19 protein-coding genes and 1 tRNA gene are annotated in these 21291 nt (G+C 71.2%); 5 read left to right on the forward strand and 15 right to left on the reverse strand.

The window, feature by feature from the left end; translation table 11 throughout:
* Window positions 1-26: 26 nt before the first annotated feature.
* The 9 genes from ruvA to pgsA all read right to left on the reverse strand — a co-directional run bounded on the left by ruvA (window position 27) and on the right by pgsA (window position 7195).
* Window positions 27-635, reverse strand: a complete 609-nt coding sequence (gene ruvA, locus AB0G47_RS21025) for a Holliday junction branch migration protein RuvA (protein WP_266868988.1) — start codon at window positions 633-635, stop codon at window positions 27-29.
* Window positions 632-1189: a crossover junction endodeoxyribonuclease RuvC gene (gene ruvC / locus AB0G47_RS21030; protein ID WP_360771934.1), complete on the reverse strand. Its 558-nt coding sequence runs from the start codon at window positions 1187-1189 to the stop codon at window positions 632-634. Before ruvC ends, ruvA begins: the two co-directional genes overlap by 4 nt.
* A gap of 132 nt (window positions 1190-1321) precedes the next feature.
* Window positions 1322-2074 (reverse strand): YebC/PmpR family DNA-binding transcriptional regulator, encoded by a 753-nt coding sequence (locus tag AB0G47_RS21035; RefSeq protein WP_190082512.1) that lies wholly within the window; start codon window positions 2072-2074, stop codon window positions 1322-1324.
* Between the two features lie 78 nt (window positions 2075-2152).
* A complete protein-coding gene (pdxT, locus tag AB0G47_RS21040; protein WP_266868986.1) occupies window positions 2153-2755 on the reverse strand; it encodes a pyridoxal 5'-phosphate synthase glutaminase subunit PdxT in 603 nt (200 codons plus the stop codon).
* Window positions 2755-3669 (reverse strand): pyridoxal 5'-phosphate synthase lyase subunit PdxS, encoded by a 915-nt coding sequence (gene pdxS / locus AB0G47_RS21045; protein ID WP_266868985.1) that lies wholly within the window; start codon window positions 3667-3669, stop codon window positions 2755-2757. Before pdxS ends, pdxT begins: the two co-directional genes overlap by 1 nt.
* 136 nt (window positions 3670-3805) lie before the next feature.
* Window positions 3806-4351 (reverse strand): hypothetical protein, encoded by a 546-nt coding sequence (locus tag AB0G47_RS21050; RefSeq protein ID WP_135333393.1) that lies wholly within the window; start codon window positions 4349-4351, stop codon window positions 3806-3808.
* Between the two features lie 74 nt (window positions 4352-4425).
* Window positions 4426-5586, reverse strand: a complete 1161-nt coding sequence (locus AB0G47_RS21055) for a glycosyltransferase family 4 protein (protein ID WP_360771941.1) — start codon at window positions 5584-5586, stop codon at window positions 4426-4428.
* Entirely contained in the window at window positions 5583-6509 is a 927-nt protein-coding gene (locus AB0G47_RS21060) for a phosphatidylinositol mannoside acyltransferase (RefSeq protein WP_360771944.1), read from the reverse strand. Before AB0G47_RS21060 ends, AB0G47_RS21055 begins: the two co-directional genes overlap by 4 nt.
* Window positions 6506-7195 (reverse strand): phosphatidylinositol phosphate synthase, encoded by a 690-nt coding sequence (gene pgsA / locus AB0G47_RS21065; RefSeq protein ID WP_360771947.1) that lies wholly within the window; start codon window positions 7193-7195, stop codon window positions 6506-6508. The genes AB0G47_RS21060 and pgsA overlap by 4 nt, the downstream gene beginning before the upstream one ends.
* 258 nt (window positions 7196-7453) lie before the next feature.
* Here pgsA and AB0G47_RS21070 point away from each other — a divergent pair, with 258 nt between their 5' ends.
* On the forward strand, window positions 7454-9652 hold the full coding sequence (locus tag AB0G47_RS21070; RefSeq protein WP_360771950.1) for an elongation factor G-like protein EF-G2: 2199 nt from the start codon (window positions 7454-7456) through the stop codon (window positions 9650-9652).
* 174 nt (window positions 9653-9826) lie between these two features.
* The gene (locus AB0G47_RS21075) at window positions 9827-11494 is read left to right on the forward strand and encodes a hypothetical protein (protein WP_360771952.1); all 1668 of its coding nucleotides are present in this window, start codon (window positions 9827-9829) and stop codon (window positions 11492-11494) included.
* 6 nt (window positions 11495-11500) lie between these two features.
* On the opposite strand, the gene AB0G47_RS21080 is transcribed toward AB0G47_RS21075, so the two are convergent.
* Window positions 11501-12064 (reverse strand): HIT domain-containing protein, encoded by a 564-nt coding sequence (locus AB0G47_RS21080; protein ID WP_360771955.1) that lies wholly within the window; start codon window positions 12062-12064, stop codon window positions 11501-11503.
* Between the two features lie 67 nt (window positions 12065-12131).
* Here AB0G47_RS21080 and AB0G47_RS21085 point away from each other — a divergent pair, with 67 nt between their 5' ends.
* On the forward strand, window positions 12132-12788 hold the full coding sequence (locus AB0G47_RS21085) for a potassium channel family protein (protein WP_360771957.1): 657 nt from the start codon (window positions 12132-12134) through the stop codon (window positions 12786-12788).
* A 39-nt stretch (window positions 12789-12827) separates the two neighbouring features.
* Here the strand turns inward: AB0G47_RS21085 and thrS are convergent, their stop codons facing one another.
* The 3 genes from thrS to AB0G47_RS21100 all read right to left on the reverse strand — a co-directional run bounded on the left by thrS (window position 12828) and on the right by AB0G47_RS21100 (window position 16726).
* Entirely contained in the window at window positions 12828-14804 is a 1977-nt protein-coding gene (thrS, locus tag AB0G47_RS21090) for a threonine--tRNA ligase (protein WP_360771960.1), read from the reverse strand.
* A gap of 129 nt (window positions 14805-14933) precedes the next feature.
* Window positions 14934-16163, reverse strand: a complete 1230-nt coding sequence (locus AB0G47_RS21095; RefSeq protein WP_360772426.1) for a hypothetical protein — start codon at window positions 16161-16163, stop codon at window positions 14934-14936.
* Window positions 16160-16726 (reverse strand): DUF4365 domain-containing protein, encoded by a 567-nt coding sequence (locus AB0G47_RS21100; protein WP_266868974.1) that lies wholly within the window; start codon window positions 16724-16726, stop codon window positions 16160-16162. The genes AB0G47_RS21095 and AB0G47_RS21100 overlap by 4 nt, the downstream gene beginning before the upstream one ends.
* A 168-nt stretch (window positions 16727-16894) precedes the next feature.
* Here AB0G47_RS21100 and AB0G47_RS21105 point away from each other — a divergent pair, with 168 nt between their 5' ends.
* A complete protein-coding gene (locus AB0G47_RS21105; protein WP_360771962.1) occupies window positions 16895-17620 on the forward strand; it encodes a 3'-5' exonuclease in 726 nt (241 codons plus the stop codon).
* Window positions 17621-17726: 106 nt separating this feature from the next.
* Here AB0G47_RS21105 and AB0G47_RS21110 read toward each other — a convergent pair.
* Together AB0G47_RS21110 and AB0G47_RS21115 are read right to left on the reverse strand one after the other, a co-directional pair.
* A tRNA-Val gene (locus tag AB0G47_RS21110) sits at window positions 17727-17798 on the reverse strand.
* Between the two features lie 62 nt (window positions 17799-17860).
* Window positions 17861-18307: an SRPBCC family protein gene (locus AB0G47_RS21115; protein ID WP_360771965.1), complete on the reverse strand. Its 447-nt coding sequence runs from the start codon at window positions 18305-18307 to the stop codon at window positions 17861-17863.
* A gap of 202 nt (window positions 18308-18509) precedes the next feature.
* Here AB0G47_RS21115 and AB0G47_RS21120 point away from each other — a divergent pair, with 202 nt between their 5' ends.
* On the forward strand, window positions 18510-21257 hold the full coding sequence (locus AB0G47_RS21120) for a hypothetical protein (protein WP_360771968.1): 2748 nt from the start codon (window positions 18510-18512) through the stop codon (window positions 21255-21257).
* Window positions 21258-21291: the final 34 nt, after the last annotated feature.

The raw sequence follows: 21291 nt of genomic DNA on the forward strand, positions 1-21291 counted from the left end.
GTGGTGTGGTTCTGGTGGTCGGTGGGCTAGCGGGTGCGGTTCAGCGTCTGCAGGGCGGCCTTGAGGAGCTGGCCCACCTGCGGCTTCTCGGACGCCTCGGCCTGCGGGGTGACGGCGGCGACGGCCTCGTCGGCCTCTCGCGTGGCGTACCCGAGGCCGATCAGCGCCGCGTGCAGCTGGTCGCTCCAGCCGGAGGTGACGGCCTTGCCGATCGCGGGGCCGCCCGTGCCGAGGGGCTCGCCGAGCCGGTCCTTGTACTCCAGGAGCAGCTTCTGGGCGCCCTTCTTGCCGATGCCGGGGACGGCGGTGAGCGCCTTCTCGTCACCGGTGGCGACCGCGCGGCGCAGGGCGTCGGGGCTGTGCACGGCGAGCATCGCCTGGGCAAGGCGCGGTCCGACACCGCTCGCGGTCTGAAGGAGCTCGAAGGTCTGCCGCTCGTCGTCGTCCGCGAAGCCGTACAGGGTGAGCGAGTCTTCCCGTACGACCAGGGACGTGGCGAGCTTGGTCTGCTGGCCGACGCGGAGTGTGGAGAGCGTGTTCGGCGTGCACTGGACGGCCATGCCGATGCCGCCGACCTCGACCACCGCGGCATCGGGGGCGAGGGCGGCGACGGGGCCGCTGACGAAGGCGATCATGCGGTACGGCCTTTCGATGCGTGCAGGGCTGCGGCCTGCTGGAGGCGGTTCTGGGCCACGGCCTGCTGGAGGCGGTTCTGCGCGGGGGCGCGCCAGATATGACAGATGGCGAGGGCGAGGGCGTCCGCGGCGTCGGCGGGCTTCGGGGGCGCGTCGAGCCTCAGGAGCCTGGTCACCATCGCGCCGACCTGCGCCTTGTCGGCCCGGCCGCTGCCGGTGACGGCGGCCTTGACCTCGCTGGGCGTGTGCAGGGCGACGGGGATGCCGCGGCGCGACGCGCAGAGCATGGCGACGGCGCTCGCCTGGGCCGTGCCCATCACCGTACGGACGTTGTGCTGGCTGAACACCCGCTCCACGGCGAGGACTTCGGGATCGTGCTCGTCCAGCCACTGCTCGATGCCCTGCTCGATGGCGACGAGGCGGTGGCCCAACTCGGCGTTCGGCGGCGTCCGTACGACACCGACGCCGCGCATGGCCAGCGGCCGCCCGGCGACCCCGTCGACGACGCCGACGCCGCACCGGGTCAGCCCGGGGTCCACCCCCAGTACGCGCATGCGCGGCCTCCCCTCGTCGCGGCGGTGATCTTTGAACTTCACGCCAGGCTATCCGCTGCCACTGACAACAGCGGCGGGCCGGTGGACGTGTGTCCCACCCGGCCCGCCGAAACTGCTCAGCTCGCGGCAGCGCTACGCGTCGACCTTCTCCATGACCTCGTCGCTCACGTCGAAGTTGGCGAAGACGTTCTGTACGTCGTCGCTGTCCTCGAGCGCGTCGATCAGCTTGAAGATCTTGCGCGCGCCCTCTTCGTCCAACTCGACCTGCATGGTCGGGACGAAGTTGGCGTCGGCCGAGTCGTATTCGATCCCGGCGTCCTGGAGCGCGGTGCGGACCGCGACCATGTCGGTGGCCTCGGAGAGCACCTCGAAGGACTCACCCAGGTCGTTGACCTCTTCGGCGCCCGCGTCAAGGACCGCACCCAGGACGTCGTCCTCGGACAGCTCGCCCTTGGGGACGATCACGACGCCCTTGCGGTTGAACAGGTACGAGACGGAGCCCGGGTCGGCCATCGAGCCGCCGTTGCGGGTCATGGCGACGCGGACGTCCGATGCGGCGCGGTTGCGGTTGTCGGTGAGGCACTCGATGAGCACCGCGACACCGTTGGGGCCGTAGCCCTCGTACATGATCGTCTCGTAGTCGGCGCCGCCGGCTTCGAGACCGGCGCCGCGCTTGACCGCGGAGTCGATGTTCTTGTTCGGAACCGAGCTCTTCTTGGCCTTCTGGATGGCGTCGAAGAGCGTCGGGTTGCCGGACACATCGGCGCCGCCCGTGCGGGCCGCGACCTCGATGTTCTTGATCATCTTCGCGAAGAGCTTGCCGCGCTTGGCGTCAATCACGGCCTTCTTGTGCTTCGTCGTAGCCCATTTAGAGTGGCCGGACATCTGCCTGTCTCCTTCGCGTTACCCAACCAGTACGAACTCCCCGACACCTTAAGGCCCGGGGAACCCCCGGAGATCCTACTAGGATCCCGCCGCCGCGTTCCCGCGCACCATCCCGACGAACAGCTCGTGCACCCGGTGGTCGCCCGTCAGCTCGGGGTGGAACGACGTGGCGAGCGCGTTGCCCTGGCGTACGGCGACGATGTGCCCCTCGTGCTCGGCGAGCACCTCGGCACTGGCGCCGACGGACTCCACCCAGGGGGCGCGGATGAAGACACCCTCCACAGGAGCGCCCTCGATGCCGGCGATGTCGACGGCCGCCTCGAAGGACTCGTTCTGCCGCCCGAAGGCGTTGCGCCGCACGATCATGTCGATGCCGCCGACGGTCTCCTGCTCCGAACGCGGATCCAGGATCTTGTCGGCGAGCATGATCATGCCCGCGCAGGTGCCGTACACCGGCATACCGGCACGCACGCGTGCCCGCAAGGGCTCCAGGAGGCCGAACAGCGTGGCCAGCTTGGAGATGGTGGTGGACTCGCCGCCGGGTATGACCAGGCCGTCCACCTCGGCGAGCTCCTCGGGGCGCCGGACCGGCCTGGCCAGGGCGTCAGCCGAGGCCAGGGCGATCAGGTGCTCCCGTACGTCCCCCTGAAGGGCGAGGACGCCCACTACGGGAGTGGTCATTACCAGCCCCGGTTCGCGTAGCGCTCGGCCTCGGGCAGGGTGTCGCAGTTGATGCCGACCATGGCCTCGCCCAGGTTGCGGGAAGCGTCGGCGATGATCTTGGGGTCGTCGTAGAAGGTGGTGGCCTTCACGATGGCGGCGGCGCGGGCGGCCGGGTCGCCCGACTTGAAGATGCCGGAGCCGACGAAGACGCCCTCGGCGCCGAGCTGGCGCATCAGCGCGGCGTCGGCGGGGGTGGCGACGCCACCGGCCGAGAAGAGGACCACCGGCAGCTTGCCCAGCTCGGAGACCTCCTTGACCAGCTCGTACGGGGCGCGCAGCTCCTTGGCGGCGGCGTACAGCTCGTTGTTGTCGAAGCCGCGCAGCTTGGCGATCTCGTTCTTGATCTGGCGCAGGTGGCGGACGGCCTCGACGACGTTGCCGGTGCCGGCCTCGCCCTTGGAGCGGATCATGGCCGCGCCCTCGGCGATGCGGCGCAGGGCCTCGCCCAGGTTGGTGGCACCACACACGAACGGGGTCGTGAAGGCGAACTTGTCGCTGTGGTTGACCTCGTCGGCCGGGGTCAGGACCTCGGACTCGTCGATGTAGTCGACGCCGAGGGACTGGAGCACCTGGGCCTCGACGAAGTGGCCGATGCGGGACTTGGCCATGACCGGGATGGAGACGGCCTCGATGATCTCTTCGATCATGTTCGGGTCGGACATCCGGGCCACTCCGCCGTCCTTGCGGATGTCGGCCGGGACCCGCTCCAGGGCCATGACGGCGACGGCGCCGGCGTCCTCGGCTATCTTCGCCTGCTCGGCGTTGACCACGTCCATGATGACGCCGCCCTTGAGCTGCTCGGCCATGCCGCGCTTGACGCGCGCGGTGCCGGTCTCGGGCGACTGGTTGCTGCTGGAGAGGGTGCTGGACACGGAGTTGACCTCGCTTGCTGAAGACGGGTGCCTACTTCTACGAGATAACGCCCCGCGACCAGTCCACAGCAAGGGCCAATGGTTGACCGGTGGCTCATTTTTCCCGTACGCCCCTGGTCAGAGCCGTGCGGTGGCGCTACGTGGTCGCGCGGTCGGCGAGCGCCACCGGCGGCTCGTCGTCCATCTCGAAAGCCATCGGGAACGGCGCGTGTCCTGCCAGGCGGAACCAGCGGACCTTGCGGTGCCTGCGCAGGGCGCGGGCCGCGCGTACGGCGTCGTTGTGGAAGCGCCGGGCCATCGGCACCCGGCGCACGGCCGCGGCCAGCTCGCTCGCCGCCTCGTCGCCGCCCGGTGCCTCGCGCACCGCCTCGACCTGCTGGGCCTCGCCGAAGATCGCGCGCAGCGCCTGGCTGAGTTCGCTCTCGGCGACCTCGCGCTGCTCCTCCTCCGCCTGCCGGGCCGCGTGCGCCGCCTCGTAGAGCACGATGGAGGCCGCGGGGTCGAGCACCCCCGATGTGGCCAGCTCCTGGGCCACCGAGGCGCGGCGCAGCAACTGCGCGTCCAGGGCGGCGCGGGCCGCGTCGATGCGCGCGTGCAGCCGGTCGAGGCGTCCGGCGGTCCAGCTCAGGTAGAGGCCGATCGCGAAGAGGGCTACCGCGATCCAGATCAGTGTGGAGGTCACCGGCCTGAGGCTAGTCGAGGCGGCCGGGCCGCTTTACCGCCGGGCGCGCCGAACGCCCGGCGACACCTTGGTGTTCAGTCCCGCGCGAGTCCGAACCGCGCCCGCAGGCCCGTCCGTTCGTCCGCGGCGACCGCCGCCGCGCCGTCCGTCACCGTCTCGTACACGGAGAGGATGTCCGCGCCCACCGTCGACCAGTCGAAGCGGCGTACGTGCTTGCTGCCGCGCTCACGCAGCTCCTCGCGGCGCTCGGGGTCGCCGAGCAGCCGCAGGGCGGCCGCGGCCAGCGAGTCGGCGTCCTCGTTCGTGAAGAGGTCGCCCGCCGAACCCTGGTCGAGGACCTGCGCGAAGGCGTCCAGATCGCTGGCGAGGACGGGTGCGCCCGCCGACATCGCCTCGACCAGGATGATCCCGAAGCTCTCGCCGCCGGTGTTGGGCGCCACGTACACGTCGACGCTGCGCAGCAGCCGCGCCTTGTCCTCGTCGCTCACCATGCCGAGGAACTCGACGCGCGAGCGCATCTCGGCGGGCAGCGAGGCGACGGCCTCCTCCTCGTCGCCGCGCCCCGCGACCAGGAGCCGGGTCGCCGGCCGCTCCGCGAGGATCTGCGGCAGCGCCCGCATCAGCACCGGCAGGCCCTTGCGCGGCTCGTCGATGCGGCCGATGAAGCCGATCGTGCCGCCCTGCCACTCGGCCTTGGGCTCGACGTTGGCGAAGAAGTCGACGTCGACGCCGTTCGGGATGACGACCGCGTCGCCGCCCAGGTGCTCGACCAGGGTGCGGCGCGCGTACTCGCTCACCGCGATGCGCGCGCTGATCTTCTCCAGCGCGGGCTGCAGGATCGGATACGCGGCGATCATGGCCCGGGAGCGCGGGTTGGAGGTGTGGAACGTCGCGACGATCGGCCCCTGGGCCGCCCAGCAGCTGAGCAGCCCGAGCGATGGCGAGGTCGGCTCATGGATGTGGATCACGTCGAACGTGCCGTCGTGCAGCCAGCGGCGCACCCGTGCGGCCGACAGGAACCCGAAGTTGAGCCGGGCCACCGAGCCGTTGTACGGCACCGGAACGGCGCGGCCCGCCGACACGACGTACGACGGAAGCGGTGTCTCGTCGTCCGCCGGGGCGAGCACGGACACCTTGTGCCCCAGGCGGATCAGGTGCTCCGCGAGGTCGCGGATGTGGAACTGGACGCCGCCCGGGACGTCCCACGAGTAGGGGCAGACGATTCCGATCTTCACGGCGTCGCCTCGTCAGACCCTTGACCGGGCCCCTTCGCGGGGTCCAGATCAGCGAGCCACAAGCGTTGCAGCATGTGCCAGTCCTCCGGATGGTCGGCGATACCCGTGGCGAAGGCGTCTGCCAGCGCCTGCGTCATGACAGACGTCTTCTCCGTACGGGTACCTGTCTCGGGGACATCGATGGGCGGATGGACGCGCCCCTTCATGATCGGGGAGTCGTCGTACCAGAGCGTGACCGGAAGCAGCAGCGCGCCGGTCTGCTGGGCGAGCAGCGCGGGCCCCGCGGGCATCCGCGCGGTGTCGCCGAAGAACTTCACCTCGACCCCGGAGGCCGAGAGGTCCCGGTCGGAGACGAGGCAGACCAGGCCGCCGTCGCGCAGCCGCCGGGCAAGCGTGCCGAAGGCGGAGCCGCCCTCGTGCGGCAGTACCTCCATGCCGAGGCCCTCGCGGTAGGCGACGAAACGGTCGTACAGCGTCTCGGGCTTGAGCCGCTCGGCGACCGTCGTGAACGGCGTCTCCAGCTTGGTGGTGACCCAGGCGCCCGCCAGGTCCCAGTTGCCCAGGTGCGGAAGCGCGAGGATGACGCCCTTGCCGGAGGCCAGGCCGTCGGTCAGATGGTGCACGTCCTTGGGGACGAAGCCTTCCTTTATGCGCTCCCGGCTCCAGGACGGCAGCCGGAAGGACTCCATCCAGTAGCGCAGGTACGAGCGCATGCCCGCACGGGACAGCTCGGCAAGGCGCTCGGGGCTCGCGTCGGGCACCACGCGCGCGTAGTTGGCCTCAAGGCGCAGGACGCCCTTGCCGCGGCGCTTCCACACGGCGTCGGCGATGGTCCGGCCGAGCCGTACGGCCACTGGTTCGGGGAGCTTCTTGACCGTGCTCCAGCCGGCCCCGTAGAGAGCGTCGGTCAGCCGGTCGTTCACGACGTCGCCTCGCTGCCCTGTGCCTCGGCCCCGGTCTTGGCCTCGCCGGCGGCCGCCGCGTCCGCCTCGGCGGACTCCCGGCGCACGGTCACCATGCGCTGGACGAGGGTGACGAGGCTGCCGACCGCGACGATCCACAGCGCGATGGGCAGCAGGATGTCGATGCCGGGGACCCCGAACTTGTGCAGCCCCGCGAGGCCCGCGGCGACCAGCGAGATCACCAGGCGCTCGGCGCGCTCCACCAGGCCGTTGACCGCGACGGGCAGGCCGATCGCCTCGCCGCGCGCCTTCGTGTACGACACCACCTGGCCGCTGGCCAGGCAGAAGATGGAGACGGCGCACAGGATGTTGTTGTCGCCCGAGCCCGCGTACCAGAGGGCGAGCCCGCCGAAGATCGCGCTGTCGGCGACCCGGTCGAGCGTCGAGTCCAGGAAGGCGCCCCAGCGGCTGGAGCGGCCGAGCTGCCGCGCCATGTTCCCGTCGACCAGGTCGGAGAACACGAAGAGCGTGATGACGATCGTGCCCCAGAAGAACTCTCCGCGGGGGAAGAAGACCAGCGCTCCCGCCACCACACCGGCCGTGCCGATGAACGTGACCGCGTCGGGGCTCACCCCGCGGCGGATGAGAAACGCGGCGAACGGCGTGAGAACACGCGTGAAGAATGCACGCGCGTACTTGTTCAGCATGGCCTTCCCGAGGGGTCGGTGAGCCGCGCGGCCCTGTTGGCCACCGGCTGGCCCATCGTAGTCACGCCCTTGACGGAGCGGCTCGCCCCCTCACGATCGCGTACGACGTATGGACGCACCGTGACCCGAGTGGAAAGCTCGAAAGCACAGCGGGCGTCGCCGGAGCCGACCCGCACGCGGCCCCGCGTGTCCGACAGCAGCCAGCATCCCCGAGGGGGCTGAGCCTCCTCTTCGTGCACGTGACCGGGAGGCCAAGGCATGGGCGACAAGGCACACGCACACCCCGGAGCCGCCGGCAGGGCAGCGACGGCCGACCACCCAGCGTCCGTACGGAATGTGGTGCTGGTCGGCCACAGCGGATCGGGCAAGACGACTCTGGTGGAAGCCCTCGCGCTGACGGCGGGGGCGGTGAACCGGGCGGGCCGCGTGGAGGACGGCGGCACCGTCTCCGACTACGACGACATCGAGCATCGCCAGCAGCGCTCGGTACAGCTGTCGCTGGTCCCGGTGGAATGGGGCGGCTTCAAGATCAATCTGCTGGACACACCTGGATACGCCGACTTCGTCGGGGAGCTCAGGGCCGGTCTGCGCGCCGCGGACGCGGCCCTTTTCGTGGTCTCGGCGGCCGACGGCGTGGACGGCGCGACCCGCATGGTGTGGGAGGAGTGCGCGGCGGTCGGCATGCCGCGGGCCATCGTGGTGACCCACTTGGAGGCGGCCCGCGCCGACTTCACCGAGATGACGCGGACCTGCGCCGAGGCCTTCGGGGCCGACGATCCCGATGCCGTGCTTCCGCTGTACCTGCCGCTGCACGGCGCCAAGGGCCCTGACGGGCACGCGCCGGTGACGGGCCTGATCGGGCTGCTCTCGCAGCGGGTCTTCGACTACGCCTCCGGGGAGCGCAAGGAGTCCGAACCGGGCGAGGAGCAGCTGCCGCTGATCGAGGCGGCCCGTAATCAGCTGATCGAAGGGATCATCGCCGAGAGCGAGGACGAGTCCCTCATGGACCGCTATCTCGGCGGCGAGGACATCGATTTCAAGACGCTGGTGGACGACCTGGAGCGGGCCGTGGCGCGCGGCATCTTCCACCCCGTGCTCGCGGCGGCACCCGCCGCCGAGGGCGCCCGGCAGGGCATCGGCACGGTCGAGCTCCTTGAGCTGATCACGGGCGGCTTCCCGACCCCCCTGGAGCACCCGGCGCCCGCCGTCACCACACCGGACGGCAAGGCGCGGCCCGCGCTCGGCTGCGACCCCGGAGGACCGCTGGTCGCCGAGGTCGTGAAGACCGCGTCCGACCCCTACGTAGGACGCGTCTCGCTGGTCCGGGTCTTCTCCGGGACCCTGCGCCCCGACGAGACCGTGCATGTGTCCGGGCACGGCCTCGCGGACCGCGGCCACGAGGACCATGACGTCGACGAGCGCGTGGGCGCGCTCTCCTCGCCCTTCGGCAAGCAGCAGCGTGTCCTCGCCCAGTGCGTCGCGGGCGATCTGGCCTGCGTCGCCAAGCTGAACCGCGCCGAGACCGGCGACACCCTGTCGGCGAAGGACGACCCGCTCCTGATGGAGCCCTGGGACATGCCCGACCCGCTCCTTCCGCTGGCCATCCAGGCACACAGCAAGGCCGACGAGGACAAGCTCTCCCAAGGCTTGTCCCGGCTCGTCGCCGAGGATCCGACGATGCGCCTGGAACAGAACCAGGACACCCATCAGGTGGTCCTCTGGTGTCTGGGCGAGGCGCACGCCGATGTCGCCCTGGAGCGGCTGCGCAGCCGGTACGGCGTACAGGTCGACGTCGTCGCCCACAAGGTCTCCCTTCGGGAGACGTTCGCGGGCAAGTCCGGCGGCCGCGGGCGTCATGTGAAGCAGTCCGGCGGCCACGGGCAGTACGCGATCTGCGAGATCGAGGTCGAGCCGCTGCCCGGCGGCAGCGGCATCGAGTTCGTCGACAAGGTCGTGGGCGGTGCCGTGCCCCGGCAGTTCATCCCCTCCGTCGAGAAGGGCGTACGGGCGCAGGCCGCCAAGGGCGTGGCCGCCGGTTACCCGCTCATCGACGTACGGATCACGCTGCTCGACGGCAAGGCGCACTCGGTGGACTCCTCCGACGCCGCGTTCCAGACGGCGGGCGCGCTCGCCCTGCGCGAGGCCGCGGCCGACGCCAGGATCCATCTCCTGGAGCCGGTCGCCGAGGTGCAGGTCCTGGTCGGCGACGACCACGTGGGCTCGGTGATGAGCGACCTGTCGGGGCGCCGCGGCCGGGTGGTCGGCACCGAGCAGGCACCCGGCGGGCGCACGCTCGTACGGGCCGAGGTCCCGGAGATCGAGATCGGCCGGTATGCGGTCGACCTGAGGTCGCTCTCGCAGGGCACCGCACGGTTCAGCCGCAGCTACGCCCGGCACGAACCCATGCCCCCGCAGCTCTCCGAGAGGATCCGTGAACAGGCCCAGGACGTCTCCTAGTTGAGATCCCGTCAGGGATCTGGCCGGATGCCGCTGGCTCTCTCCCCTCCGGGCGAGCGGCATCCGGCCGCCCCATGACGGATGTCGGTGCGCACCGATACGCTGATGACCTGATCAACAGGTGTGCCAGGTACGGAAGTCGGGAAAAGCCGCAGCAGCGAGATTCTTGCGGCGATGGGGGCGGCAGTGGCGGACGACGTATTCGACTTCAAGCCCGGCGCGCAGGTCCCGCTGTCGGGAGCCGCGGGCCAGACAGCGGCGACGCATGCCCTCGCGTCGGCCGCGTACCGCGACAGCAAGGCCGACAAGATCCTCGACGCCAACAGCGAGTGGCACAAGTCCGAGGTGAAGAGCGGCCTGTTCAAGCTCTTCGCACCAAACCTGGGCGAGGCGTTCGCGCGCGCCGTCCAGATGCGGATGCTCGGCGGCGCGCGCAAGCCGCTCATCCAGTCCTTCGGGACGGAGCCGCAGTCGATCGTCGAGCACTGCCTCGCGGCGAACAACATCCGCAAGGACCGCGACCGCTGGCTCACCGCCGTGATGGCGCTGTGCGGACTGCTCTTCCTGCCGGGCCTGCTCGCCTGGCTGCTTGTCTTCGCGGGCCGCCAGGCGGTGATCAAGAAGGACGACAAGCGGGCGAACGCGATCGCGACGGCCGTCCTGGTCGCCGTGGGCGTGCTCGCCGTGATCTTCCTCCTGAGGCTGCCCTTCGGCGGCTTCTGGGCCTGGTACGTACGGGCCGCGATCGTGGTCCCGGTGGTCGGCTGGTTCTGGGCCAAGCTGATCGCCGAGCGCACGGCAAGGGATCTGCGCGAGCGCTGGGACAGTCTGCTCGCGGGCGGCGGCATCGGCGCCAAGATCCCCGAGGCGGTGCCGGGCAGCCCGGGCGAGACCGCCGCCGAGCGGCTGCGCCAGGGCCTCGCGCGCCTCTCCGCGGAGCAGCAGAGCAACTCGGTCTTCTACGCGGGCCCCAAGGGCATATTGGGCATGGGCACCCGCTGGGGCAGCTGGCAGCTCGCCGAGGAGCTGGTGGCCGCCGATGAGGACAAGGAGATCCACCCCTTTCGCAGCTGGGACGTCATACGGGCGGTGCACGACCAGCTGCGCATGCTGGAGCGCGGACCGCTGCACACCGGCGGCTTCCCGACCCCGTCGATAAAGCACTGGATCGTCTCCCCCATCGGGGAGAACGCGAAGGCGGTGGCCCGCCCCAGCGGCACGGACGTCGAGGCCTTCCAGGTCCGCGGCCACGAGATACAGCGGATCTGCAACGAGCAGCAGTTCGGCAGCGGCGACCGCCACTATCTGGGTGTCCAGTTCACGCTCTGGGACGGCCAGTTGGTGATCACGATGCTGATCACGGTGACCGTCCTGCACGAGACGCTGCGCATCGAGGTCACCGGGCACGCGCTTGGCCCGGTGCACTCCCTGTTCACCAGCAAGCCCGACCCCAAGACGAAGACCGTCGCCAAGCCGATCAAGTTCTGGGAGACCACCGACCGCAAGCTGCCGCTGGTCGACGCGGACGAGGTCGTACGCCTCGCGGTCCGCGCCCCCTTCACGTGGTACCCACCGCTCCTGGACTACCTCGGCGGCAAGCTGGTCCTGCCCGAGCCCTTCGGCCTGCGGCACGCCTGGGCGGACAAGCCGTGGCGGCACCGCTTCATGGCCGACGACGCGCTGCGCGCGGCCACGCCGGTACTGCGCGTGGTGCACACGGCGGCCATCAAGGTCCTCAAGGAGAACGGCGTCAACACCGAGAAGTTCGGTGCCCGCTCCGGCTTCCTCAGCGGCGCGGTGCAGGACCCGATGCCGAGGAAGGCGGATGTCTACGATGCGTGAGCGGGGCTAGAGCGCGGCGGGCCAGGCGTCCGCCAGCATCTTGCGGGTGTCCGCGAGCAGCTGCGGCAGCACCTTCGTGTGCCCGACGACCGGCATGAAGTTCGTGTCCCCGCCCCAGCGCGGCACGATGTGCTGGTGCAGGTGCGCGGCGATGCCGGCGCCCGCCACCGTCCCCTGGTTCATGCCGATGTTGAAGCCGTGTGCGCCGGAGGCGGCCCGCAGCGCCGTCATCGCCTGCTTGGTGAACTCGGCGAGCTCGGCCGACTCGAGCGCCGTCAGCTCCGTGTAGTCGGCGACGTGCCGGTAGGGCACGACCATCAGATGGCCGCCGTTGTACGGGTAGAGGTTCAGCACCGCGTACACCTGCTCACCGCGCGCGACGACCAGGCCGTCCTCGTCGGATTTGGCCGGGATGGAGCAGAAGGGACAGCCGTCGTCGGCCCCCGGACCGCTCGGCTTGTTCTCGCCCTGGATGTACGCCATCCGGTGGGGCGTCCACAGGCGCTGGAACGCGTCCTGCGTCCCCACTCCGATCTGCTGCTCCGGCTCACTCGTCATGCTGTGCAGCATATGACTTCGCCCGTTCGGAGCGTGTCGGCGGGGCGGCCGCCCGCTGCCTCGCGGCGAAGCTGGGCCGATGACCGATGACAGCCGTCAGGCACGCTGGGAGACCCGCACCGAGGCACCGCTGGCCATGGCGTCCGTGCTGTTCCTGGCCGCGTACGCGGTCCGGGTGCTCGCCCCTGGGCTTCCGGAGGCGTGGAAGGACCTGTGCCTCGCGCTCACCCTGGCCGCCTGGGCGGCGTTCGCCGTGGACTACGCGGTGCGGTGGCGGCTGAGCGGGCAGCGGCTGCGCTTCGTACGAAAGCACTGGCTGGACACCGTCGTCCTGGTGCTGCCGCTGCTGCGGCCGCTGCGGATCGTCAAGCTCTACGATGCCGTCCAGCGCCGGAACGAGGCACCGCGCCTGACCCTGCACGCGCGCGTGATCGCCTATGCGGGACTCTGCGCGCTGCTGCTCGGCTTCGCGGCTTCGCTGGCCGTCTTCCAGCAGGAGCACTCGGCACCCGACGCCACGATCCGTACGTTCGGCGACGCCGTGTGGTGGGCCTGCACCACCCTGTCGACGGTCGGATACGGCGATGCGACGCCGGTGACTCCGGTGGGACGGCTCGTCGCGGTGGGCCTGATGTTCTGTGGACTCGCCCTGCTCGGCGCGGTGACCGGGTCGTTCTCGTCCTGGCTGCTGCAGGTCTTCACACGCGAGGACGAGAAGAGGCCCCCGGGAAGCTGAGCTTCCCGGGGGCCTCGAACCCGCGTCCGCGGGGGCAGGTCACACCTGCTCGCGGCGCTCCACCACGTCGGCGAGCTTGGCAAGGGCTTCCTCGCGCGGAATGCCGTTCTCCTGCGAGCCGTCGCGGTAGCGGAAGGAGACCGTGCCCGCGTTCATGTCGTCGTCACCGACGATGATCATGAACGGGACCTTCAGCTTCTGCTGCGTCCTGATCTTCTTCTGCATACGGTCCGACGAGGCGTCGACCTCGACCCGCAGGCCCTTCTTCTTGGCGTCGGCCGCGAACTCCTGCAGGTACGGGACGTGTGCGTCGCCGACCGGGATGCCCACCGCCTGGACCGGGGCCAGCCACGGCGGCATGGCGCCCGCGTAGTGCTCGAGGAGCACCGCGAAGAACCGCTCGATGGAACCGAACAGGGCACGGTGGATCATGACCGGCCGCTGCTTGGTGCCGTCGGGCCCGGTGTACTCCAGGTTGAAGCGCTCCGGCAGGTTGAAGTCGAGCTGCACGGTCGACATCTGCCAGGTGCGGCCGATGGCGTCCTTGCACTGCACGGAGATCTTCGGGCCGTAGAACGCGGCGCCGCCCGGGTCCGGGACCAGCGGCAGGCCCTGCTTCTCGGCGACCTGCTGCAGCGTCTCGGTGGCCTCTTCCCAGATCTCGTCCGAGCCGACGAACTTCTCCGGGTCCTTGGTGGACAGCTCCAGGTAGAAGTCGGTCAGGCCGTAGTCGCGCAGCAGGTTCAGGACGAAGGTGAGCGTCTTGTCGAGCTCGTCCGCCATCTGCTCCTTGGTGCAGTAGATGTGCGCGTCGTCCTGGGTGAAGCCGCGGGCACGGGTCAGGCCGTGCACGACGCCGGACTTCTCGTACCGGTACACGGTGCCGAACTCGAAGAGACGCAGCGGCAGTTCACGGTAGGAACGCCCGCGCGCATCGAAGATCAGGTTGTGCATCGGGCAGTTCATGGGCTTGAGGTAGTAGTCCACGCCCTCGTCGAGCTGCATGGGCGGGTACATGCCGTCGGCGTACCAGTCCAGGTGGCCCGAGGTCTCGAAGAGCTTCCCCTTGGTGGCGTGCGGGGTGTAGACGAACTCGTACCCCTCCTCCTCGTGGCGGCGCCGCGAGTAGTCCTCCATGACCCGGCGGATGATGCCGCCCTTGGGGTGGAAGACCGCGAGGCCCGAGCCGATCTGCTCAGGGATGGAGAAGAGGTCCAGCTCGCTGCCGAGCTTGCGGTGGTCGCGCTTCTCGGCCTCGGCGAGGAACTCCAGGTGCGCCTTGAGCTCGTCCTTGGTGGGCCAGGCGGTGCCGTAGATGCGCTGCAGCATCGGGTTCTTCTCGCTGCCGCGCCAGTACGCAGCGGCGTTGCGCATCAGCTTGAACGCCGGGATGTTGCGCGTGGTGGGCAGGTGGGGACCGCGACAGAGGTCCTTCCAGCACAGGTCGCCGGACTTCGGGTCGAGGTTGTCGTAGATGGTCAGCTCGCCGCCGCCCACCTCGACGTCCGCGCCGTCGTCGCTGGACGCGGAGCCCTTGATGCCGATGAGCTCCAGCTTGTACGGCTCGTTCGACAGCTCCTCGCGGGCGGCCTCGTCGGTGACGACGCGGCGCGAGAAGCGCTGGCCGCGCTTCTGGATCTCCTGCATCTTCTTCTCGATGGCCTTGAGATCCTCGGGCGTGAACGGCTTCTCGACGTCGAAGTCGTAGTAGAAGCCGTCCTTGACCGGCGGGCCGATACCCAGCTTGGCGTCGGGGAAGAGCTCCTGCACGGCCTGCGCCATCACATGCGCGGTGGAGTGCCGCAGGATGTTCAGGCCGTCCTCGGAGGAGATCTCGACCGGCTCGACCTCCTCGCCGTCCTGCACGGCGTACGCGAGGTCCTTCAGCTCGCCGGCCACGCGGGCGGCGACGACGGTGCGCTCACCGGGGAAGAGTTCCGCGGCCGTAGTGCCCGTCGTCACCACGCGCTCTTCCCGCTCGGAATCGCGTTGGATGATCACACGGACGTCTGACACCGGTCTCTCCTTGCTGAAGGGGTCGCGGCAGATCTGCTCCTGCGCGCGAAACGAATCGTACCGAGCCGGGGGCGCCCATCGCGAAACGGTTATCCCCCGGGCCCCGGCCGCGACCCGCCCCAGACACCCCTAGTCGCCGCTGCAGGCCTCCTCGAAGAAGTCGAGATTCTCCTGGAGCGACTTCATCAGGCGGTCCTTCTCCCCCTCGTCGACCTGTACGGGCACCACCCCGGACGCCCCGGTCAGCCGCCGGAAGCCGCCCCGGCTCTCCAGACGGCCGTGCACCCGGATCGGCAGGCCCACCAGGTGCGCGTGCCCGGCGATGCGGTACGCCTCCTCGTCCAAGGTCATCCGTACGTGATGGACGTCCGCCCCGGCGAGCACACGGACCCGCACCGTGCCGTCCCCGCGCGGCCCCGACCGCCGCATCCGCACCACGGCCCCAGTGATCCGCACCGCCACCGCAGGCTCGTCCCGCAGGTAGCGGGCGCCCGCCTCCCGGAGGACCGGCAGGTCACCGGGCGAGAACTCGACGGGCTCGGTGTGCTGGGCGCAGCCATCGGGCACCCCGGCGGCGGGCGCCCACGCCACGGCGATCCGCGCGCCCTCCGTGCCCCGCACCAGGGCCGCGATCGCCTCCGTCAGCTCATGGCTGACGCCCGCCTCGACGGCACCGTCGAAGGCGTCCATACCGCCGGTGGCGCGCTGATAGTCGACGGCCTCGCGGGCGGCGTACAGCGCCTGATGCAGCCGCACCGCGAGCTGCCGCCCGGTCAGGACGGGCACGAACGCGGTGAGCTGCCGCCCGCCGGGGGCGGGCCCGACGAGGACGTTCTCCAGGGACGCGGCGGCCGGCCCGCGGTGCCGCGCGCCGTAGTACCCGGCGCGGCCGCGCGCCGCCAGGGCGCCCGCGAGCAGCATCTGCCGTGCCGCGGCCCGCAGTTGCTCCTCGGCCGTCCAGGTCGCGGTGCCCGCGGGACCTGCCGGGACATCCCGCCACCAGCGGATCTCGTCGCTGGGCACGGTCAGCCCCACGAGCACGTCGCGGGCGGAGGGCGAGGCGCTGCGGGACAGCGCGACGAGCGCCTCGCCGATGAGGTCCTCGCAGTCGGGGAAGGCCCTGCTCTCCGGCACGAGCAGGCTGGTGCCGCCGCCCGGTCCCGGCGGGGTCCACCGGGCATAGCGGCCCGCCGCTCCCCCGCGCCTGTGCCAGCCGTACCGGTCGAGCAGCGCGCCGAGCACGGCGGGGTCGACCTGGGCGGGGGCGGGCGCGCCGGGCGGATCGGACCAAGGGCCCGCGGCCTCGATGGGGTGCGGGCGAACGGGACGTACGGGCTCATCGATCGGGCGGTGCATCAGGGTCTCCCTCCCGTCCCGACCCGCGTCATGATCTCGCAGAGGGCCCTGTCGTCGAAGATCCGCGAGGTCGGGACGCGCACGGTGGTCCTGCGCCGGCCGGTCACCTGGTGTCCGGCGAGGTTGGTCCAGTAACAGCAGTGCCGCAGGTCGAGGCGGTCGTGGCCGGCACGCAGCCAGTCGTCCTGCGACCGGGGCACCAGCATCACGACCAGGATCTTGTGCACCGAGACCGGTGTGCGGGCGAGCTTCTCCAGGTGCGGGTTGTCCAGCGTGAAGGAGAAGGCGGGCCCCGGTGGGTTCGGGGCTATCTGGTACGTGCACTTGAGCTGCACCTTGATGGTGACTTCGTCGTCGACCGTGTGCCCGGGGGCGCTGTGGCTGACGTGCCAGTCGATTCCGTTGTCCGGAAAGGGCTGTGAGAGCGAGCACCCCGCGGCCGCGGCGACGGCATGCAGATAGCCCACCTGAAGGGTCTCCATACAGGCGGTGGTGGCGAGTGTGCCGCGCGGCGGTGCGATCCGCTCGGGCAGCAGCCCACCCTGTTCGGGCTGCGCGAGCGCCATGTCCAACGAGCCTTCCGAACCAGTGAATCCCCGCTGTGGGCCGGTCAACTTCCCGGCCCTGTACCTCTGTTGTCTCCGGGCCGCGTACAGCGCAAACGGCCCGGGTATCACCGGTGTGGGCAGGGGAGGAAAGCCATCTGCCGGACATGAACGAGGAGTTGCGTCACTATGGCGTGCTGGTACGAGGGGCCCTTGGCCGCATTCGACACGGAGACCACGGGCGTCGACGTCGAGACCGACCGCATTGTGTCGGCCGCCGTCGTCGTCCAGCAAGGCGCGGGAACCCGCCCGCGCATCACCCGCTGGCTGGTGAACCCGGGCGTCCCGGTGCCCGAGGGCGCCACCGCGGTGCACGGCCTGACGGAGGATCATCTGCAGCGCAACGGCCGCTGGCCGGCGCCGGTGATGGAGGAGATAGCCCGGGAGCTTGCGGAGCAGGGCGCGGCGGGCCGCCCGATCGTCGTCATGAACGCGCCCTTCGATCTGACGATCCTGGACCGGGAGTTGCGCAGGCACCGCGCGTCCTCGCTCAGCCACTACATGGCGGGCTCACCGCTGTGCGTCCTGGACCCGCGCGTCCTGGACAAGCAGTTGGACCGCTACCGCAAGGGCCGCCGCACGCTGACCGATCTGTGCGCGCACTACGCGGTGGATCTTGACGAGGCGCACGACGCGGCAGCCGACGCGCAGGCCGCGCTCGATGTCGTCCGCGCGGTGGGGCGCCGTTTCGCGTCCCGTCTCGAACGGCTCTCGCCGGCCGAGCTGCACGCGCTGCAGGCGGTGTGGCACGCGGCACAGGCGCGTGGGCTGCAGGCGTGGTTCGCCCGCAGCGGCACTCCGGAAGCGGTGGATCCAGCGTGGCCGCTGCGGCCCGAACTGCCTGCGGCAGCTTGACCGTCGACGCCGTGCCGCCATGGAGCGGGCATGAGGCGGGCACGAGGTGGACATGAGGCGGGCATGAAAAAACCGGTCCGTCGGTGACGGACCGGCATTCTCCGGGTGGGCGATACTGGGTTCGAACCAGTGACCTCTTCGGTGTGAACGAAGCGCTCTCCCACTGAGCTAATCGCCCGGGAACGGACTGAACAATACAGGTCCTCGCGGGTTTCCATCAAACCGCTTCCAGGTGAGCGGTCAGCTCCGCCTCAAGTACCCCTTCAGGCCCCGCTCGCCCGCGCGCATCATCAGGGCGTGGTTGAGGAGGAAGACGGGGCGCCCGGGCACCGCGAGGCGCCGCATCAGAGGTTTGCGCACCACCACTTCCTGGTCGTAGAGAGCGCGCGTACCGCCGGGCACGGTCGTGACCGTCCAGCGCGCCCAGCCCTCCAGGTCCCCCGTCATCGCGATCTCCAGGATCCCGGCGCCGGGGTCGCGGCGCCGCTCCTCTCCGGTGACGTACAGGTCGTACGGCAGCAAGGAGCGGAAGCGGGCGGTGCCACTGCGCTCGTCGACCGGCGTCACCGCGCGGACCTGCGGCCACCACTCGGGATAGTCCTCGGCCCGCTCCAGTGCGGCGAACACGTCGGTGCGCGGCGCCGGCAGATTCCAGACGCTGCGGAAGCGGTAGTGGCACCAGTCCATGGACCGAGTCTGCCGTGCGGGAGCGCGGCCGTCCGGCACCCGGGCCGATCCGGGTACGCCCTGATCCGGGTACGTCGTGATCTGAGCACGTCCTGCTGATCTGAGCACGTCCTGCTGATCTGAGCACGTCCTGCTGATCTGAGTACGTCCTGAGTATCCGCACCGATGTCCGGAGCTGTGTCCCTGACCACACTCCACAACCATGACGAACATTCCGCCCCCGGCCGAGGAGCTGCGGATCCTCGACCTGGAGCTGCACCGGCTCGACGCGCGCAGGGCGCAGTTGCTGCACCGCCGCGCCTGGCTGCTGAGCGCACTGCGGGCGGCGGCCCCACCGCCGCCGGCCCCGCCGCACCCGCGGCACGCGCCCGAGGCCACGCCGCCGAACGTGCAGAACGCGCTGCTCACCCTCGGGGGCGTCCTCCTGACCGTCGCGGCGATCGCCTTCACGCTGGTGAGCTGGGGGCACTTGGGCATCGGCGGCCGCAGTGCCGTACTGGCCCTGCTGACCCTCACGGCACTCGGCGTGCCGGCGCTGCTCCTGCACCGCTCGCTGCGCTCGACGGCGGAGACGGTGGCGGCCCTGGGTCTCGCCCTGACCGTCCTGGACGCGTACGCCCTCCATGCCGTCGCCCTGCCCGACGCGGACCCGGTGGGGTACGCGGCGGCCGCGTCGGCGGTGCTCGCCGCACTGTGGGCGGCGTACGGAAGGGTCTTCGGCGAGCTGCGACTGCCGCTTCCGGTGGCCGTGGTGACCGCTCAACTCCCCCTGCTCCTCTGGGCGTCGGACTCCGGCACCCACGCGATCGCGGCCGCGCTCCTGGTGACGGCTGCCCTCGACGCGGCGCTCGCGCTGCGGGCCACCGACGCCGCCGTACGCGTCGTCGCCACCGTCGGGGCGTGCGCGACGGGCCTGTGGGGCACGATGAGCGCCGGATGGCTGTCCTGGTCGGCGACGGACGTACCCGAGGCGGCGAGGGCGGCCGCGCTGCTCGCCCTTGCCACGTCGATCGCGCTCGCCACGGCCTGGCTGACGTCGCACACCTCGCCCGCGACGGCGACGGGCACGGCGTTCGCCGGAGCTCTGACCGCGGTGGCCGCGGCCGGCGGTGTCGCCCGGGAGGCGCTGCCCGGCGGCTGGTCGGTACCGGTCCATCTGGCGTGCGCCATCGCCTTGTTGGCGACGGTACGGATCACGCTGCCGCACCCCCTGTGCAAGGGGATCGCAGGCGCGGCCCTCCTGGTGCACGGCCTCGCGGTCCTGTGGACGCTGCCGACGGTCACCGCCGCGCTGCTCGGCCCCACGCACTGGGCCACCGACCCTTGGTCGTCGACCACCCCGCCCCACACCGCCTACGGCTTCTCCTCCTTGTCAGACCTGCCGGTGTCCGAACCCGCGATGGCTTCGCTGGTGTTGGGGGTCGTCGCGGTCGTGGCCTACCTGGCCGGGGGGATGGGTGCGGCTTGGGCGGCGGAAACGACTGTGGGCGGGGCCGCGGGCATCGGGGGCGCCGGAGCAGGCGGGGCTGCGGGAAGCACCGCGGTTGTGGGACCGGATGGAGCCGCCGGAACCGCCCCGGCTGCGGACACCGGCCGAACCGCCCAGGCCCCCTCAACCGCCGGAAGCAACAGGCCTGCAGGACCGGCCGGAGCGACCGGGACCACCCCGGCCGCAGAGACAGGCCAAGCCGGACGGCCCCCCGGACCTGCGGGTAGCTCCCAGGCCGCAGGACCATCCGGAGACCCCGCAGTCGGCGGGACCCCTGGCGCCGACGCAACCGGCGGATTCGGTGCGGCCACCGTGCGCCCCTCCCCCGCCGCGGCCCTCCTCGCCGCCGCCCGCCCCGTCGCTCTCGCCCTCGCCTGGGCCTCGGTCTTCACCCTGCCGTTCGCCTTCGAACTCCCCTACGCCGCAGGGCTCTTCGTCCACTGTGCCGTGACCGCGGCGCTGCTCGGCCTCGCGGTCCGGAGCGACGCGGCGGTGCTTGCCCGCACCTCGCTGGGGCTTGGGCTCGCCTCCTCCGGGAGCGTCGCGTTCCTTTCCCTCGCCACCACGTCGGCGACCCTCGGCACGCTCGGCGCCCTCACCGGGCTCTTCCTGGCCGGCGCCGTCCTCGCCTCCCGGCGTTCGGCGAGCGGCGTGGCCGCCATCGCCGCCGGTGCCGGCATCGCGTACGCCACCGCACTCGTCTGCGCCACGGGAGCCGCCCTGGAGCTGCGCGCCGACCACACGGGGCTCCTGGTCCTCGTCGTCCCGGCGCTCGCCGCCGGTGCCGCGGCGCGGCTGGGTCGGCGCCCTCTGACGCCGGTCGTCGAGATCACCGGGGCTGCGGCGGGCGGGCTCGGGATCGTGCTCACCGTGGGGCACCCGCCGACTCTGGCGACGGCCCTCGCCCTCGGCGGGGTCATCGCCGCGGGTACGGCCGTGCGCGCGGACCGTCGCCGGGTCGGGTACGCGGCCGGGGCGCTGTTCCTCCTGGCGACCTGGGTACGCCTGGCGTCGTGGGACGTCACTGTGCCCGAGGCGTACACGCTGCCCGCCACCGTCCCGGCCCTCGTCGTCGGCTTCCTGCGCCGCCGCCGCGACCCCGCCGCGTCCTCCTGGACGGCGTACGGCCCGGGTCTCGCCGCGACCCTGCTGCCCAGCCTCGCCGCCTCGTGGGGCGACGCCCACTGGCAGCGGCCGTTGCTCCTCGGCACCGCGGCGCTCCTGGTCACGCTGACCGGCGCGCGGCACCGGCTCCAGGCACCGCTCGTCATCGGCGGCACGGTCCTCGCCCTGGACGCACTGCACGAACTGGCGCCCTACATCGTCCAAGTGGTGGACGCCCTGCCCCGCTGGCTGCCGCCCGCGCTGGCCGGAATGCTGCTCCTCGCCATCGGCGCGACGTACGAACAACGACTGCGCGACGCGCGCAAAGTCCGCGACGTACTCGGCAGAATGCACTGATCCGCTTTCCGTCCACTTTCCCGGACGGTCCGTC

The organism is Streptomyces sp. NPDC021622, from assembly GCF_040640795.1.
Classification (GTDB): domain Bacteria; phylum Actinomycetota; class Actinomycetes; order Streptomycetales; family Streptomycetaceae; genus Streptomyces.

What these genes read in the sequence shown, in the direction of transcription:
- ruvA (WP_266868988.1), bottom strand. Translation starts at nt 635, where the DNA reads ATGATCGCCTTCGTCAGCGGCCCCGTCGCCGCCCTCGCCCCCGATGCC.
- ruvC (WP_360771934.1), bottom strand. Translation starts at nt 1,189, where the DNA reads ATGCGCGTACTGGGGGTGGACCCCGGGCTGACCCGGTGCGGCGTCGGC.
- AB0G47_RS21035 (WP_190082512.1), bottom strand. Translation starts at nt 2,074, where the DNA reads ATGTCCGGCCACTCTAAATGGGCTACGACGAAGCACAAGAAGGCCGTG.
- pdxT (WP_266868986.1), bottom strand. Translation starts at nt 2,755, where the DNA reads ATGACCACTCCCGTAGTGGGCGTCCTCGCCCTTCAGGGGGACGTACGG.
- pgsA (WP_360771947.1), bottom strand. Translation starts at nt 7,195, where the DNA reads ATGCTGAACAAGTACGCGCGTGCATTCTTCACGCGTGTTCTCACGCCG.
- AB0G47_RS21070 (WP_360771950.1), top strand. Translation starts at nt 7,454, where the DNA reads ATGGGCGACAAGGCACACGCACACCCCGGAGCCGCCGGCAGGGCAGCG.
- AB0G47_RS21075 (WP_360771952.1), top strand. Translation starts at nt 9,827, where the DNA reads ATGGGGGCGGCAGTGGCGGACGACGTATTCGACTTCAAGCCCGGCGCG.
- AB0G47_RS21080 (WP_360771955.1), bottom strand. Translation starts at nt 12,064, where the DNA reads ATGCTGCACAGCATGACGAGTGAGCCGGAGCAGCAGATCGGAGTGGGG.
- AB0G47_RS21085 (WP_360771957.1), top strand. Translation starts at nt 12,132, where the DNA reads ATGACCGATGACAGCCGTCAGGCACGCTGGGAGACCCGCACCGAGGCA.
- AB0G47_RS21100 (WP_266868974.1), bottom strand. Translation starts at nt 16,726, where the DNA reads ATGGCGCTCGCGCAGCCCGAACAGGGTGGGCTGCTGCCCGAGCGGATC.
- AB0G47_RS21105 (WP_360771962.1), top strand. Translation starts at nt 16,895, where the DNA reads ATGGCGTGCTGGTACGAGGGGCCCTTGGCCGCATTCGACACGGAGACC.
- AB0G47_RS21115 (WP_360771965.1), bottom strand. Translation starts at nt 18,307, where the DNA reads ATGGACTGGTGCCACTACCGCTTCCGCAGCGTCTGGAATCTGCCGGCG.
- AB0G47_RS21120 (WP_360771968.1), top strand. Translation starts at nt 18,510, where the DNA reads ATGACGAACATTCCGCCCCCGGCCGAGGAGCTGCGGATCCTCGACCTG.